The organism is Rhodococcus sp. EPR-134 (genome assembly GCF_001647205.1).
Lineage (GTDB): Bacteria > Actinomycetota > Actinomycetes > Mycobacteriales > Mycobacteriaceae > Rhodococcus_F > Rhodococcus_F qingshengii.
The window spans coordinates 16,766-32,632 of the sequence record NZ_LVCT01000130.1 but is presented as its reverse complement, the minus strand read 5'-3'; the positions used below and the strand labels follow the sequence as shown (position 1 = coordinate 32,632).

At 63.5% G+C, this 15,867-nt stretch carries 15 protein-coding genes; 8 read left to right on the top strand and 7 right to left on the bottom strand.

Annotated elements, in window-relative coordinates; genetic code table 11:
- Positions 1–92 precede the first annotated feature (92 nt).
- Positions 93–752 (top strand): response regulator, encoded by a 660-nt coding sequence (locus A2J01_RS05920; protein ID WP_003940972.1) that lies wholly within the window; start codon positions 93–95, stop codon positions 750–752.
- A 49-nt stretch (positions 753–801) separates the two neighbouring features.
- Positions 802–2,256, top strand: coding sequence for an MFS transporter (locus tag A2J01_RS05915; protein WP_042449833.1), 1,455 nt, complete (start codon positions 802–804; stop codon positions 2,254–2,256).
- Here A2J01_RS05915 and A2J01_RS05910 read toward each other — a convergent pair.
- From A2J01_RS05910 to A2J01_RS05885, 6 genes are all read right to left on the bottom strand, one after another.
- Positions 2,253–3,461: an MFS transporter gene (locus A2J01_RS05910; RefSeq protein ID WP_030535124.1), complete on the bottom strand. Its 1,209-nt coding sequence runs from the start codon at positions 3,459–3,461 to the stop codon at positions 2,253–2,255. The genes A2J01_RS05915 and A2J01_RS05910 overlap by 4 nt on opposite strands.
- Positions 3,462–3,649: 188 nt before the next feature.
- Positions 3,650–5,044 (bottom strand): sensor histidine kinase, encoded by a 1,395-nt coding sequence (locus A2J01_RS05905; protein ID WP_064112301.1) that lies wholly within the window; start codon positions 5,042–5,044, stop codon positions 3,650–3,652.
- Positions 5,041–5,739: a response regulator transcription factor gene (locus A2J01_RS05900; RefSeq protein WP_063316689.1), complete on the bottom strand. Its 699-nt coding sequence runs from the start codon at positions 5,737–5,739 to the stop codon at positions 5,041–5,043. The genes A2J01_RS05905 and A2J01_RS05900 overlap by 4 nt, the downstream gene beginning before the upstream one ends.
- Before the next feature lie 75 nt (positions 5,740–5,814).
- Positions 5,815–6,456: a phosphatase PAP2 family protein gene (locus A2J01_RS05895; protein ID WP_007727498.1), complete on the bottom strand. Its 642-nt coding sequence runs from the start codon at positions 6,454–6,456 to the stop codon at positions 5,815–5,817.
- A 2-nt stretch (positions 6,457–6,458) separates the two neighbouring features.
- Positions 6,459–7,043, bottom strand: coding sequence for a M15 family metallopeptidase (locus tag A2J01_RS05890; protein WP_003940687.1), 585 nt, complete (start codon positions 7,041–7,043; stop codon positions 6,459–6,461).
- A 110-nt stretch (positions 7,044–7,153) separates the two neighbouring features.
- Complete coding sequence (locus A2J01_RS05885; protein ID WP_064112300.1) at positions 7,154–7,831, bottom strand: winged helix-turn-helix transcriptional regulator; 678 nt, start codon at positions 7,829–7,831, stop codon at positions 7,154–7,156.
- 135 nt (positions 7,832–7,966) lie between these two features.
- Between A2J01_RS05885 and A2J01_RS05880 the strand changes: the two genes are divergently transcribed.
- Together A2J01_RS05880 and A2J01_RS05875 are read left to right on the top strand one after the other, a co-directional pair.
- Positions 7,967–8,803, top strand: a complete 837-nt coding sequence (locus tag A2J01_RS05880; RefSeq protein ID WP_054188131.1) for a class I SAM-dependent methyltransferase — start codon at positions 7,967–7,969, stop codon at positions 8,801–8,803.
- Positions 8,800–10,191 (top strand): FAD-binding oxidoreductase, encoded by a 1,392-nt coding sequence (locus A2J01_RS05875; protein ID WP_064112299.1) that lies wholly within the window; start codon positions 8,800–8,802, stop codon positions 10,189–10,191. The genes A2J01_RS05880 and A2J01_RS05875 overlap by 4 nt, the downstream gene beginning before the upstream one ends.
- A gap of 9 nt (positions 10,192–10,200) precedes the next feature.
- Here A2J01_RS05875 and A2J01_RS05870 read toward each other — a convergent pair whose 3' ends face one another.
- On the bottom strand, positions 10,201–11,400 hold the full coding sequence (locus A2J01_RS05870) for a serine/threonine-protein kinase (protein ID WP_064112298.1): 1,200 nt from the start codon (positions 11,398–11,400) through the stop codon (positions 10,201–10,203).
- A 227-nt stretch (positions 11,401–11,627) separates the two neighbouring features.
- Between A2J01_RS05870 and A2J01_RS05865 the strand changes: the two genes are divergently transcribed.
- The 4 genes from A2J01_RS05865 (at position 11,628) to A2J01_RS05850 (ending at position 15,806) form a co-directional block, all read left to right on the top strand.
- Positions 11,628–12,503, top strand: coding sequence for a hypothetical protein (locus A2J01_RS05865; protein WP_064112304.1), 876 nt, complete (start codon positions 11,628–11,630; stop codon positions 12,501–12,503).
- Positions 12,500–14,053: a DNA polymerase Y family protein gene (locus A2J01_RS05860; RefSeq protein ID WP_003940966.1), complete on the top strand. Its 1,554-nt coding sequence runs from the start codon at positions 12,500–12,502 to the stop codon at positions 14,051–14,053. The genes A2J01_RS05865 and A2J01_RS05860 overlap by 4 nt, the downstream gene beginning before the upstream one ends.
- A gap of 165 nt (positions 14,054–14,218) precedes the next feature.
- Positions 14,219–15,064 carry an alpha/beta hydrolase gene (locus A2J01_RS05855; protein WP_054188134.1) on the top strand — a complete coding sequence of 282 codons (846 nt, stop codon included), beginning with the start codon at positions 14,219–14,221 and terminating at the stop codon, positions 15,062–15,064.
- Positions 15,051–15,806, top strand: a complete 756-nt coding sequence (locus A2J01_RS05850; RefSeq protein WP_030535116.1) for an alpha/beta fold hydrolase — start codon at positions 15,051–15,053, stop codon at positions 15,804–15,806. The genes A2J01_RS05855 and A2J01_RS05850 overlap by 14 nt, the downstream gene beginning before the upstream one ends.
- Positions 15,807–15,867 lie beyond the last annotated feature (61 nt).

Here is a 15,867-nt window from a genome sequence, read left to right as displayed (position 1 = left end):
ACCGAGATCCGCGTGCACATGCCGCTCGGTGACTCTGCTCTAAAGTGGGACCAGACTGCTGACCGTGTCGACAACCCCGAGGAACAGCCCCAGTGACTTCGCTTGCGCCGCCCCCGTACCGCGTATTTCTTGTCGACGATCATGCAGTGTTCCGCTCCGGGGTGAGGGCGGAACTCTCGCGCGAGGCAGACATGGACGTAGTCGGTGAAGCCGGTGGCGTCGCTGAGGCGATCGCGGGTATCAACTCGACGAAACCGCATGTCGTTCTGCTCGATGTCCACATGCCTGACGGTGGTGGAGTGGCAGTTCTGCGCGGAATCGATTCCGGCCCGGTGTGCTTGGCGCTCAGCGTTTCCGATGCGGCCGAGGACGTGATCGCGGTGATCCGCGGCGGTGCGCGCGGGTACGTGACCAAGACGATCTCGGGATCCGAACTGGCCGAGGGTGTACGACGCGTTGCCGGTGGTGACGCAGTGTTCGGGCCTCGCCTGGCAGGCTTCGTACTGGACTCCTTCACCGGGCGTTCCAACGCACCCGAGCCGCAACTCGATCCGGAACTCGACTCGCTGACTCCGCGAGAACTCGAAGTGCTCAGATTGCTGGCACGTGGGTACACCTACCGTGAAATCGCCGAGGACCTGGTGATTTCCGTGAAGACGGTCGAGACTCACGCATCGAACGTCCTGCGAAAGACTCAGCAGTCCAATCGCAATGCGTTGACGCGTTGGGCACATCGTCGCCAGATCGACTGAATTCCCGCGCGCTCTTTCGCGATTGCGTGTGAAGGCGCACCATGGACCGATGACGGAACCACTGGCGCTCGCGTCGAAGCGTGGGCGTTGGGTTGTCGCCGCCACCGTTCTCGGCTCGAGCATGGCTCTCCTCGACGGCACCGTCGTCAACATTGCTCTTCCTCACATCGGTGAAGAACTGGGTTCCGGTGTCGCCGGACTGCAGTGGACGCTCAGCGGTTACACCTTGGCCTTGGCGTCGCTGATTCTGCTCGGGGGAGCGCTCGGTGATCGTTGGGGTCGGCGACGGGTATTCGTGTGGGGGACGGTCTGGTTCGCGGTCGCGTCGTTGCTCTGCGGAATTGCACCGGACATCACGTTTCTGGTGATTGCACGAATCCTGCAGGGAGTGGGAGCTGCGCTCTTGACACCTGGCAGCCTTGCCATCATCTCCGCGTCACTTCGTGAGGAGGACCGCGGCGCGGCCATCGGATTGTGGTCGGGTTTAGGTGGTGTTGCCGGCGCCATCGGACCGCTTTTCGGTGGTTGGCTGGTGGAAGTGGCGGGATGGCGATCGGTATTCCTGCTCAATATCCCGCTGGCGATCGTCGTGGTGTGGGCAGCGGTGCGCCATGTACCGGAGAGCCGCGACCCGCATCCGCCCGAGCACCTGGACGTGGTCGGATCTGCCTGCGCAGTAGTCGGTCTCGGCGCACTGACGTACGGGCTGATCGAGGTCAACCCGATAGTCGGGCTGATCGGAGTGATTGCGCTCTGCCTGTTCGTTGTGGTGGAACGACGCTCACCGAGTGCCCTTGTGCCGCCGTCCCTGTTCCGCTCGCGGATGTTCGTCGCGGCCAATCTGGTGACCCTTGCGGTCTATGCGGCGCTGGGCGGTGTGTTCTTCCTGCTCGTGCTGCAACTGCAATTGGTTGCCGGGTACTCGCCGGTGGCTGCCGGCGTCGCAACGGTACCGATCACCTTGGCATTGCTGCTGTTGTCTTCGCGCGCGGGCAGTTACGCGCAGACGCACGGACCGCGGTTGCCGATGACGGTCGGGCCCGCCGTTGCCGCGGTGGGGTTGGTGTTGATGACGCGGATCGGCCCGGATGCGTCGTACCTGACCGTCGTGCTGCCGGGAGTTCTGGTGTTCGGGCTCGGCCTGGCGGTGATGGTCGCGCCGTTGACCGCCGCGGTGCTTGGTTCGGTACCGGTGGAGCAGTCCGGAATCGCATCCGGTGTGAACAATGCCGTTGCTCGCACGAGCCAACTTCTTGCCGTCGCGGCCTTGCCTGCCCTCGTGGGTATCGACGCCGAAAGTCTGGTCGATCCGACGAGTTTCTCCGACGGGTTCCGGTACGCGATGTACATCTGTGTGGCACTGCTGTTGGTCGGTGCAGCGATCGCCGCGACGCTGATCCGAACTCCGACAGTAGAGCCTGTTCAGGAAGCGGATTCGGTTGCCTGCAAGCCGCATTGTGATCTGACGGGACCTGCAGTGCAACCGAATCCGATGAGGGACTAGACGCTGATGTCGCGATCGCGGCTGGGCACCAAGGGAATTGCTGCGGCGGGAAATGCCGCGACTATCGCGAAGGCGAGCGGGTAGCCGACCGCGCCGATCAGCGCACCGACCACCGGGCCCACTGCTGACGCGGCAATGAACTGCCCGGTGTTCTGTGCGCCCAATGCTTTTCCTTGCCATTTCGGCCCGGCAGCTTCGGCCACGGAAGTGAATGCCAAACCGTTGTCGGCGACGCTGATAGTGGTTGCCAGCAGCAGGATCAAGGCGGGAACGCCCCAAGGCGCTGCGCCGGCTGCCGCCATTGCCAACATGACCGCAGACGCGGAGACGGCAACCAACCGCAGCGGGCCTACTCTGCTTCCGGCGCGATCACTCCAGATGCCGACAACGATGCGTCCGAGTGCACCCACGAACTGGGAGATCCCGATCAGGAGCCCAGCGGGCGCAGCGTCCCATCCTTGCTCGCTGATCAGCCAGACCAGACCGAATGTCGAGAGGGTGAACTGCGGAAACACCAGCAGTGCCGAGACGACGTGAATGCGCCATAGGAACCAGTTCGAGCGATAAGGATTTACCGTTTCGACCGGGATGTCTGTGGGCCGCGCCGCCGGCCGCGGGGGATTGATCAATGCGACGGCGCAGATCAGGGCGAGAACGCCGTTGAGAGCTACCGACAGTCCGACGGCCGAACCGATTCCTACGTTCGCAGCGAGAGTCGGGATGGTCAGCGACGCGATGGTCACGCCCAGGGGCTGTGACATCTGCCGGATTCCCATCGCGAGGCCGCGCCGATCCTTGGGAAACCAGCCGACCACAACACGTCCACTGGCAGCGTTGGTGCTCGCCGCAGCCATTCCGCCCAGCAGAAATGCGATCCCGAGGAGGGTGTAGTTGTCGGTGGTGGTCGCGGCCAGCGCGGCGATCGCCGTCAGGCCGAGCCCGATGGAGATGACCCATTTCTCGCCGAATCTGTCAGCCATCGCTCCCCACGCCACCAGCGTGAGAACCATGCCGAAAGTGGGTGCAGCGGCCAGAGTTCCGGCCTGCGTCAACGAGAGGCCGTGCTCGGAATGCAGCAGCGGGATCAAAAAGGCGGGGGTGCTGACGAAGACGGTGCCTGCGGCCTGGGCTGCGACGCCGATTCCGAGCATCGTCCACGCCTTCGGGGAGACGGCCGTCTTTTCCAGCCGCGACGCCTGCGTCATGGTGCCCTCCGATCTCTACGCTGTTCGACGATGCCGACGCTACTCGCGTGGTTTCACATGTTGAAACCAGAATCCCACTATTTGGTCAAACGCGGACGGTTCAGGGTGCGAAGTGCCCATCCCTTTTCGAGCGAACGGTACGACGATCGCCTTGGGTGCGCCGAAAGGTACGTTCGCTCGGGAAGGGGTCAGCGACGGGGCAGGCGAACCGTGAAGACCGTGCGACCATCCACCTGGTCCACGCCGATGGTGCCGCCGTGCAAGTGCACGTTCTCGACGGCGAGCGAGAGTCCGAGTCCGCTGCCCTCGCTGCGTCCGCGCGCGGTGTCGACCTTGTAGAACCGCCGAAAGATCGCCTGCCGGTCTTCGGGTGAGATGCCGGGGCCGTGGTCGACGACGGTGATGACGGAGAAACCGGATTCGACGCTCAACTCGACGCGAACCGGGGGCGCTCCGTGGCGCAGTGCATTGCCGACGAGGTTGGCGACGACAATGTCGATCCGACGCGAATCGACTCTGGCGCTGACACTTTCGGGTGCGCGCAGTTCGACGGTATCTGTCCATCCGCGGCTCTCGAGTGTGCGCTCGGTCAATTCGACGAGGTCGACGTCGTCGAGGACGAGGTGCGCTTGCTGAGAGTCGTGGCGAGACATTTCGATGAGGTCTTCGACAAGTCGAGTGAGCTTGCCGATCTCACTGCTCACGATGCGCGCGGCAGCGGCGGCGTCGGGCGGAAGATTGGGGATCTCTTCACGGAGGATCTCACTGACCGGCACCAGTGCTGCGAGCGGCGTCCGGAGCTCGTGGGAGACGTCGGCGACAAACCTTCTCGACTGCGCTTCCGATTCTTCCAGACCTCGGATGACCGCTTCGTTGCGAGCGACCATGTTGTTGAACGTTGTTGTGACCTGGGCGAGTTCGGCTACTCCGTCTTCGGGGAGTCGGACGCTGAGGTCGCCGTCGGCAGCGCGGGCGGCCGCCTTGTCCAGGCGTTTGAGCGGACGGACAAGCGTCGACGCGATCCACAGCCCGAGTAGTCCGCTCACCAACACACCGGCGGCGAGGGTGAGGCCGACAGCTCGAAGCAGGTCGTCGAACTTGTCCTGCACTCCTACCAGCGGCCGGATGGTGACGGCTTTGACCAATGTCTCGTTGTCGTAGCTGTCGTCCGCGCTCATGTCCACGACATTGACGGACATTCCCAACATGATGCGCTGGGAGTCGAGCCTCTCGAAACGGATCAGCTTCGGACTGTCCAAACCTTCGTCGAAGCTGGGCGGAATGGTCGCCGCATCCACGGATCCTTGACGGATGACTTCGCCGTCGACGATCAGCGTCATGTCGGACTGGAAGATCTGTTGGAGGTTGGCAGGCGTCAACTCGTCTACCGGTGTTCCGTTGACGTATTGCAGTTCGTCGCGAAATTGTGCGGTCGCGACATCCTGAGCGTTGGAATAGATCCACGACCGCGCCATGAACGAGACGACACCCGCGGTTGCCCCGGCGATGATCACGACGATTGCGATGAACACGAGCACGAGCCTGGTTCGCAGACCGTCGACCTGAAGCCAGGTCGGTCTCATCGGGCTGGGCTGGTGTTGAAGCGATACCCGAACCCGCGCACCGTTTCGATGACGGTCGGTGCGGCCGGGTCGTCCTCGATCTTTCCGCGCAGCCGCTGCACTGCTGCATCGACGATTCTGGAATCACCCAGATACTCCTGGTCCCAGGCTGCGGACAACAACTGTCGGCGGCTCAGGACCTGTCCGGGGTTCTCGGTCAGCGCCAGGATCAGTCGGAGTTCGGTCGGGGTGAGGGTCAGCAGCATCCCGGCCTTGCGGACCTGCAGCGACGACCGATCCAATTCCAGGTCGCCGAACGTCTCTGCACCCGGCGTCGCATCCGGGCGCGTCGTTGCGGGTGCCGAGCGCCGCACGACGGCTTTGATACGAGCGTCGAGGACGCGCGGACTGGCCGGTTTGACGACGTAGTCGTCGGCACCGGCTTCCAGGCCGGCGACGGTGTCGATGTCGTCGGATCGAGCGGTCAGAATGATGATCGGGATCGAACTTCGGGTGCGGATACGTCGGCAGATCTCGTAACCGTCGGCACCCGGCAGCCCGAGGTCGAGTAGGACGAGGTCGGTGGAGCCGAGGACGTCGTCGAAATCACCGTTACCGTCGGGGCGATGGCTGACGTCGTGCCCGAGTCGGTTCAGTCCCAACGTGATTGCCTCGGCCACGGCTGGATCGTCTTCTATGAAAAGAATGCTCACCATGAGCTCACCTTGGACTCGCCATGATCAGGGGCCTTCTGCGGTCGGAGAAATCTCGGTCAGCCAAGGGTACAGGGGTCACACTCGCGAGAGTCGCTCGTTGCCTGAGTCTGCCAGCACCGCATGCCGGGCGACGCTGGTGTTCAACGGAAATGCCGACACAGCGAGGGTGTAGCAGCCGACGAGCAGTAGTGCACCGATCACGTCGCTCGGGCGGTGCCATTGCAGCACGACTACCGAGATCGCGGTTCCGATGGTGATCAGCGCACCGTTGACCGCAACGACCGCCCGCCACCTCGAGGGCGTGACGATCACGATCGCGCAGACCAGAGCAGCTATGGCCGTCAAAGTGCCGCTGGGGAAGGAATTGTGCATCACCAGACCGTTCAGGTCCGGTCGATTCAGCGATTGTTTGAGAACCCAGGCTGTCGTGATGGGGCCGAGGGTCACGACGACGACGCGTAAAGCTAGCGCAATCGGGTTGTTGCGCAATGTGATCATGAGCGCCACGAGCACTCCTCCCACTATCAGTATCGGGGTGACGAGGCCGATGAACTCGGCGGAGAACACGCTGAGGCGTTCGGAGGTGGCCGCGCCCACCATGAGTTGTTGGTCGACGATCTGACCACCGGTCGTGTTGACCGCCAATTCGAATTCGACGACTCCGAGGATCAAGAGTGCCAGTGCGGCAATCAGTCTCGCTGGTTTGACTCGTGTCATGATCAGCCTTCCGCTCTCTCGTCCGAGGGGTTGCTCAGTTGTGGCGGGCATTCCCCGCCAGGAGTGGTTGCCAATTCGAAATGCCACATCTCGTTGGCGTAGGTCTGGCAGAGGCCGTAATCGCTGCCGTGCTGAATGAGCCAGTCGTCGGCGTCGGTCGGTCCGATGTCGACGGCCTGTCCACTGACATGCTTGGACAGGCTCGGCGAGTGCACCCACTTGGACGCTTCGTCCACGCTGCCGTACTTGACGACGGCTTCGTCGAACAGTCGCTGTTGGTATGCCGCGGACCGCCAACCCGACGTGACGTGCATGTCCACGCCGGATGCCTGTGCGTCGGCCGCTGCCGACTGGAGCGCCGCGAGCAGTGCGGAATCGAGACGGGCAAGCGCGGGCACATGAGTGTCCTGCAAGCTGATGCCGTCCTCGATCTCGCCGCCTGAAGGTCCTGAATCAGGCTGAGTGGCAAGGTAGTTACCGCTCTTCGGTTGTGCTTCTTCTGTGTACGAGCAGGAGCTGAGCGCGACCGCACCGAGCACGACTGCACCGAGTGCGACGAAGCGGATGATTCCGCGGTGGCTGGGCATACAACAGAGACTTCTCGGTCAGTGTCACCGGCAGGTGGTCACCGTTCGTCGACGGTGTCACGGTCTGCAACAGCTCTGTAACAGGACGGAACGGGGCTGGTGAGCGCGCGCTACGCGGGGCGCGGGATCGACGCGAAAGTCGACAGCTCGAACCACGAAGGCAGGCTACGACGCAACGCAGTAGGCCCAGAAATGGTGACGTCACCGGACCGTATGGCGTCCGACCAGGTCAGGTTACCTCGCCAGATCGCGGTCATCTGTCGCAAGCCCGCAGAGACCGACACTGCAACGTCGAAACCCGGATCGATATCGCACATGTCCACCTCACCGGAATTGATGACGAGCCACCAGTTCCGCGAATGTCCACGTACTCCGGAGAATGCGAAGTGCACCACGGTCTTGCCTTCAGGCACCACGGAATGATCCACGCGGCGATGCATGTCCCACAGCAGCAGCTTCGGATCCAGATCTTCGTCGCCCAGTTCACCGATCCACCTGGTACCCCAGATGCCGAGAGCTTCGACCACAGGGCGCAGTTCGCGGCCGGCGTCGGTCAGACGATAGCTGACGACACAGTCGGTTTCTTCTCGCTCCACGATGCCGGCGACCGCGAGTTGGTGAAGCCGGGTCGAGAGCAGAGTCGGTGACATTCGCGGGAGCCCGCGGCGGAGATCGTTGAAATGTTCGCTTCCCATGATCAGTTCGCGGAGGAGAAGCAGTGTCCACCGCTCGTCGAGTAGCTCCATCGCCTTGGCGACGGGGCAGAACTGGTGGTACGAGGACCCCATCTCTCGATCGTAGGCCTCCGGGGTGCTCCGGTACAGATTTCGTACTGGAGAGGAGCGAACCGTCGTCGTAGCGTCGGAGTAACGGCATGAACGCTGTCGGGCTCCGAGTACGAAAATTATTGAAGGAGAACGGTAATGAGTGAATCAACGGGGACTCTCGGGTTGGACCGGGAGCTGAAGGCCAAGCACCGGGCAATGTGGGGGCTTGGTAACTATCCGGCGGTGGCGACGCAGGTCATCGCGGAACTCGGACCTGTATTGGTGCGTGAATGCGGCGTGCAGAAAGGAGATCGGGTGCTCGACGTCGCGGCGGGGTCCGGCAACGCCGCCATTCCGGCGGCTGCGCTGGGTGCGCAGGTGATCGCCACCGACCTGGCTCCCGAACTGTTCGTGGCAGGACGGGAGGCCGCGGCGCTCGCGGGTGTCGAACTCGATTGGCAGGAGGCCGATGCCGAGGCTCTTCCGTTCGGCGACAACGAGTTCGACGTAGTGCTCTCGTGCGTCGGTGTGATGTTTGCCCCGCATCATCGGCGCGCCGCGGACGAACTTTTGCGAGTATGCCGACCCGGCGGAAAGATCGGAGTGCTGAGTTGGACTCCGACGGGGTTCATCGGCGAGATGTTCAAAACGATGAAGCCGTATGCACCGCCCCCGCCTCCTGGTTCGCAGCCGGCGCCTTTGTGGGGCGACGAGAACCATGTTCGTGATCTGCTCGGCGATGTTGCCGCAAGGAAAGACGTACTTCGTGTGGACACATTCAGCGGGCCGGAAGATTTCCGCGATTTCTTCAAGAAGAATTACGGCCCGACCATCGCGGTGTACCGGAACATCGCCGACGATCCTGACCGCACGCAGGCGCTCGATCGCGATCTGCTCGAGTTGGCAAAGAAGTACGGCAGCGGAAGCGAGCCGTTCGTGATGGAGTGGGAGTACCTGCTTCTCACCGCGACACCCGACGAGGGCGGTGCATGATGACGACGGTCGAGTTCGCGCCACTGAAATCGGCGATCACGGGTTCTGTGTTCAGCCCCCGAGATCCGGAGTACGACGACGCCAGGTCGATCTGGAACGGGCAGATCGATCATCGTCCGGCGGTGATCGCCAGGTGCCGGTCGGCGTCGGATGTGTCTGTGGCACTTGCATTTGCCAGAGCCCATTCGTTGGAGGTTTCGGTCAGAGGCGGTGGGCATTCCTACCGAGGTACCTCGGTGTGTGAAGGCGGTGTGATGATCGATCTCAGTGCGATCAACGTAGTCAGTGTCGCCCCGTCCGCGAAGCGAGCCAGGGTCGGTGGTGGTGCGACGATTGCCGACCTCGACGCCGCGACGCAGGAACACGGATTGGCAGTGACCGGTGGAGTGATCAGTGATACCGGCGTCGGTGGCCTGACCCTCGGCGGGGGCATGGGATGGTTGACGCGCACGCTCGGCCTGGCGATCGACAATCTGGTGTCGGCAGAGGTGGTGCTCGCCGACGGTTCGATCGTGCGGGCCTCCGAGAACGATCACAGCGACTTGTTCTGGGCGCTGCGCGGCGGCGGCGGAAACTTCGGAGTGGTCACCGAGTTCGAGTACCGTCTGAGTGAGATCGGTCCGGAAGTGCATCTGGGACTGTTCTTCTGGGGGATGGAGGACGGACCCGCAGCGCTTCGTCTGTGTCGCGAAGTGGTGCCTGCCCTGCCGAGAAATGCCGGAGCGATGGTTGCCGTCGGTTTGTCCGCGCCTCCGGCACCGTTTGTTCCGGATCAGTTTCACCTGCTACCCGGATACGCGTTGCTGGTAGCCGGTTTCGGATCGGAAGGGGAACACTCGAACGCGATTGCGCCGATTCGAGAGGGCGTGCCGACGCTGTTCGAGTTCGTCACCCCGCTCCCGTACATCGGTTTACAGTCGATGCTCGACGAATCGGAACCATGGGGTGCATACGCCTATGAGAAGGCCTTGGACCTGGTGGATTTCTCCGACGACGTGATCGATGTTCTGACCGAGCAAGCGGGCAAGAAATCGTCGCCGATGTCCTTCATGCCGATCTTTCCGCTGCAGGGAGCTTTCACCTCCGTCGGCGAGGACGACACTGCGTTCGGTGGTTCTCGCACACCACATTACGTGTGCAACATGACGGCTACGGCCACCGATGCCGGGACACTGGAATTGGATCGATCGTGGGTGCGTGAGACCTGGGAAGCCTTGCGTCCGTTCTCGTCCAATCAAGGCGGGTACGTCAACTTCATGACCGATGTCGACGAGGACCGAGTGCGAGCGTCCTACGGTGCGGCGAAGTACGCGCGATTGTCCGCCGTCAAGGCGAAGTACGACCCGGACAACGTGTTTCACCTCAACGCAAACATTCTGCCCGCGTAGAGCGTCCGGTCAGGCCGTGAACACCAGGATGACGACGATCAGTGCGGCCAAGATGATGACGGCAACCATGCCTGTCATGGCGAGGGGAGCCCAGGCCACTACCTTGTCGCGGGTGCTGGCATCGGTGGGGCCGGTCGGTATCCGCGGCGGCCAGGAGAACATGTCCATGGGGCTGGGGACGTTCCGCAGTGGCGTGTTCTGTTGCACTGCAGGCAGTCCGGTGATCGTGGAGCCGGTCAGGCGATTGCGGCGGTGTGGGTCGGCGAGTTGTGTGGTGCGGTGAGCCCACGCCGGCACGGCGCCTTCGGACGAGTAGACGGGAGCGTCGATCAACTGCTCGATCGTGCCACCGCCCGTCGCGGCTGCAGCGAGCGCGTCGCGTGCCTGAGCCATCGTCGGCCGACGGGTGGGGTCCGGCTCGAGGAGCTGAAGGAGAACGTCGGTGAGCGGTCCGGACTTGGTGGGTCGGTAGCTCTCGGACTTGGCGGCACGATGCAGTAGAGCGATGGCGTCCGAGTCGATGCCGAAGGGCGGTTGACCCTCGATCACCGTGTAGAGCGTCGACCCGAGTGAGAAGACGTCACTGGCCTCGGTGGGATCGTCGCCGCGGGCAACTTCGGGTGCAAAGTACGCGGGAGTGCCGGTGATGACCTCGTCCTGGGTGTCGGATACGTCGCTCTTTGCGCGGGCGATGCCGAAGTCACTGATCTTGACGGTGCCGAGAGACTTGCCTCGGTCGGCGATCAGGATGTTGCCGGGCTTGATGTCGCGGTGGACGATGCCGGCGGCGTGCGCCTCGGTGAGCGCCGCAGCGATCTGCGCGCCGATCTGCGCGACCTCCAGCGGTGGCAACGTGTCGGCCAGGTTCATCGCCTGGGCGAGGCTGCGGGCGGGGAAGTACTCCATGACCAACCACGGTTCACCGGACTCGATCGCGACGTCGTACATGGCGATGGAGTGGGGGTGGGTGAGCTTTGCGGCGTTCCTGCCTTCGCGCAATGTACGTTCACGGACCTCTTCGGCCGTTTCGGTGTCGAGGCCTTCCGTGCTTGTGACCTGTTTCACCGCGACGTCACGGCTGAGGAGGGTGTCGCGAGCCAGCCAGACGGCGCCCATGCCTCCGTCGCCGATCTTGGAGCGGAGTCGGTACCGCCCCGCCAGCAGGTATTCGGGCCCGATGCCCCTCCCGGTCTGCTCCTGAGCTGTCACATCTCAAGGTTAATGGATTGATGCCACTGTGACGCTCGAGGCTCCTGTGAACTGGGTTTTTTGCTCTGCTTGACGTGTCGGGGGTGACACGGTTTACTGAAAACAGTTCGAAAATATGTTCGAAATTGCTGTTCGTTGGATGCATGTCAGACCCGACTTCCCCGCGGTTTGCCGGCTGGTTATGGATTGCTGCCGAGTGAGTTTTTCCGGTGTTCCGGAGGATGGGGATGACCGAGGTGACCGAGTTGGTGGAGCTGTCGGCAGATGCGGCGGGGTTGTCCCGTCAGGATCGGCTGGCACAGCTCCGCCGACAGATCGCGTCCATTCCCTCTCGCGGCGATACGTCGTTTTCGGGACCGAGTGTTTCCGTGGCTGGTGTTTCCGGGACAAGTGCAGCAGCCTTCGAGAGTGTTGCCGACCGGGACATACCGGCCGTGGACCGCGCGCACAAGGCTGGTGTTCTCCCAGTGCCGGAAGGTATCGGGGCATTGCTACCGCAGGGCGGTTTGGTGCGCGGAACCGTGGTGTCCGTCGAGGGCGCTGCTTCCTTGCTCTTGGGATTGGTCGCGTCCGTGACGGCGTCCGGGGGGCATGTGGCAGTCATCGGGCAACCTCGACTGGGATTGCTGGCGGCGTACGAGATGGGTGCGCAACTGGAACGTCTGGCGCTCATTCCGGCGCCTGGGCCGGATCCGGTCGAGATCGCTGCTGTGCTGCTCGACGGTATGGATCTGGTGATTCTGGGATTGGCGGGTGCGTCGGTATCCCCGTCGCGTGCGCGAGCGGTGGTGGCGCGCGCCCGGAGCAAGGGCTCGACTCTTGTTGTCACCGAAGGTCACTGGGACGGGGCCGAAGTTCGGTTGGACGCTCGGGTTCATGGTTACGGTGGGTTCGGTCAGGGCCGTGAGTTGGGGCGTGGTCGGCTCAGTTCCCTGAGCCTCGCGGTTCGTGCTCGGGGGCGCTCGTTCCAGCCCCGGACCACGCGTCTGGACATCTGTAGTGCAGCCGGGCGGGTCGAGTGGGTACCTTCCCGGCCGGTCGAGGCCGTGTCGGAGCAGGCCGTGTCGGAGCAGGTGGTGTCGTCGCGGGTGGTGTCACTGTGAGCAGAGTTCTGGCGTTGTGGTGCCCGGACTGGCCGGCGGTGGCAGCGGCAGCGCTTGCCGATCTTCCTGCCACGCATCCTGTCGCGGTCACCTCGGGTAATCGGGTGATCGCATGTTCGGCGACGGCCCGCGCGGAGGGAGTGCGACGAGGCCTGCGCCGACGCGAGTCGCAGGCCCGCTGCCCGGAACTGTATGTGGCGATGGCAGATCCGGAACGCGACGCCAGATTGTTCGAGCCGGTCGCCGCGGCCATCGATGCGGTGGCACCGGGCGTCGAGGTACTTCGTCCTGGTTTGTTGGTGCTCAGTGCGCGAGGTGTCAGTCGGTACTTCGGTTCGGAGGAAGCCGCGGCGGAACGATTGGTGGATCAGGCATCTGCTGCGGGCGTCGAGAGTCAGGTGGGTGTGGCGGATCAACTGTCCACAGCGGTCATTGCCGCGCGCCGGGCAGCGCTGGTGCCGCCGGGGGAGGGGGCACGGTTTCTGGCGCCGCTACCCATGCCGGAGTTGGCGGCCGAGCCCAGTCTGTCTGCGCCGCATCGCGGGGAGTTGGTGGATCTGCTGCGCAGGCTCGGGATCAGAACCATCGGTGCTTTCGCGGATTTACCGGCAGTGGACGTCGCTTCGCGTTTCGGGGCCGATGCGGTGCTCGCGCATCGTGCGGCGCGCGGTGAACCCGAGCGGCCACCGTCGGCGCGGACGCTTCCGCCGGATCTGGAAGTGGAGCAGCATTACGATCCGTCGATCGAGCGGGTGGATGCCGCAGCGTTTGCCGGGCGCGCCTTGGCGAGTCTCCTGCACGACAAATTGTCGGCTGCCGCAGTGGCGTGCACCCGCCTGTCGATTTCGGCCAGCACGGGCAACGGTGAAAATCTTTCTCGGACTTGGCGTTGCGCCGAACCTCTGACACCGGAGGGAACGGCCGATCGAGTGCGATGGCAACTGGACGGCTGGCTCACCGGGCGCAGTGAGACCCGGCCGACCGCAGGCATAGCGGTGTTACGTCTGGAACCGGTGGAGGTGGTCAGTGCCGGCGCTTTGCAGTTGGGGCTGTGGGGCGGTGTCGGCGACGAGGAGGAGCGGGCCAGGCGAGCATTGGTGCGCGTGCAAGGTCTTCTGGGCGGCGAATCGGTTCAGGTCGGTGTCCTGAGCGGTGGTCGAGGGCCCTCGGAGCGAATTACCCTGTTGCCCTTGGGTGACGAGCGGGTAGCTGCTCATGATCCGACAGCCCCGTGGCCTGGTCGTCTGCCGCAGCCGTCTCCGGGGTCGATCTTCGTCGACAATCCCAAGGTATGGCTGGAGGATGTGGCCGGCAACGCCGTGTACGTCACTGAGCGCGGTGTCTTCAGCTCGCAGCCGGGAAGGCTGAAGTGGGGGAGCAAGGAATGGGCAGTGCAGGGATGGGCCGGGCCCTGGCCGGTGGACGAGCGATGGTGGGACGCAGCCTCGGCGCGCACGGCCGCGCGGGCTCAGGTGCTGTTGGAGGAATCGCGGGCGTTGCTGATGATCTGTGAAGGCGGTGGATGGTCGGTGGAGGGCGTGTACGAATGAGCTCGTAGGTACAGCCAGCTGTACCGGACATGGTCGAGCCGACTGTACGAACAGTAGGGGCGCTGGCGCCATCGCACCGACGCCATCGGGCGCCTAGCGTTGATGACATTCAAAAACTCAATGTTGCAATGATTCTCGTCGTTGCAACTCTTCGCGAGGAGTGTCATGAAAACGGCGGGTCGAGCTGACGTTTCCGGAACCGATCGACTTCACTACGAGCCGATGGAGCTACGCGACGCACAACTTCTGGCGTACGACGAGACCGGCGAAGGCCGGATCGTGGAGGTGTTCGGCGATGTCGCCACCGCCGAGCACATCATGATCTTCGTGCCGGGCAACGACAACGGACTGGGAAACTACTTCGACGAGAACCGTCCGACAGGACCACGCGCGAGCGGATGGACACTGGGAAGGATGCTCCGAACGCTCGGGCCGAACGACCGCGTCGCGGTGATCGTGTGGGTCGGTTATCGGACGCCGTGGGGATTTCTCGAGTCGTTCTCCCGGACACTTGCAGAACTTGGTGCGATAGATCTGGCGCGGTTGACTCGTATCCTGCCGCGATCGGCGCATGTGACGCTCGTCGGACACAGCTACGGGGCCGTGGTGTGCGGACTCGCTCTCCCGTCGGCGCGAGTGGACGATTGCGTGGTGCTGGGTAGTCCGGGGATGGGGACCAGTTCGCGCGAAGACCTGTGCTTTGCCGGAAATCTCTGGGCTGCGCTTGGTCCGTCGGACTGGATCCGCTATTTCCCACGCGTAAAGATCGGCCGCATCGGCCACGGCCCGTCTCCAGTTCGGGCGCAGCACGGAGCCATTGTTTTCGGTACCGGAGCCGTTCGAGGGCATTGCGGCTACTTCGCCGATGCAAGCGAGTCGCTGCGAAACATCGCGAGGATCGGACTCGGTCGCTACGACGAGGTCACGCGACCAGGGGAGTTGCAGCCTCGGCTGACCGCGTCAGCAATCCGCGAGGACGGGTCTATCCTGGGAACTCGTGAGTGTCGCTAACGTACGAAGTGCCGGCGGGGTCCAGATCAGCTACCGCGATTCCGGCTCGCATCCCAGTGTGGCCGATCTGCCTCCGGTAGTCCTCGTGCACGGGATGGGCGGCGACAGCGGTACCTGGGACAAGTTCGCGCGGACCTTGCGATCACGCAACCGGCGAGTTGTCTCGGTCGACCTTCGCGGCCACGGCCGGAGCGCTCGTGCGTCGTCGTATCTGTTCGAGGAGTTCGCGGACGACGTCATGGACGTGTGTGATCATCTCGAACTCGAGCAGGTGGACCTGGTCGGCCACTCGCTCGGCGGGCACGCGGCGTCGTTGATCGCGCAGAAACGTCCCACTGCGGTGCGGAAGTTGGTCATCGAGGAAGCGCCGTTACCACTACGTGCGGGTGACCCGGAACAGGTGTTCGCGAGGAAATTGCCGAGTGTCCCAGAACTGTGGCATGCCACAACAAGTTTGGTGCGGCATCCGCGAGCCGCGTTGACGTTCGATCGCTCGATGACGCGGTCCGCGCTCGAGCAGTTCCGCCGACCGGATCCGCAGTGGTGGGATCGGTTGCCGCTCATCGAGGCTGACATGTTGTTCCTGCGTGGAGGTCTGGGCGGGATGGTGGATCCTGTTCGCCTCGACGCTGTTGCAGCCACCGTCGCACGCTGCGAATTGGTCTCTTTCCGTACCGGCCACAGTGTCCACCGCGACGGTCATCGCCAATTCGAATCCGTTGTGTTGCCGTTCATTTCCTGAAAGCGCATTACTCGATCGGTGATGCCAAGAACCCATCCGAAACGTGTGTGGCACCGAATGT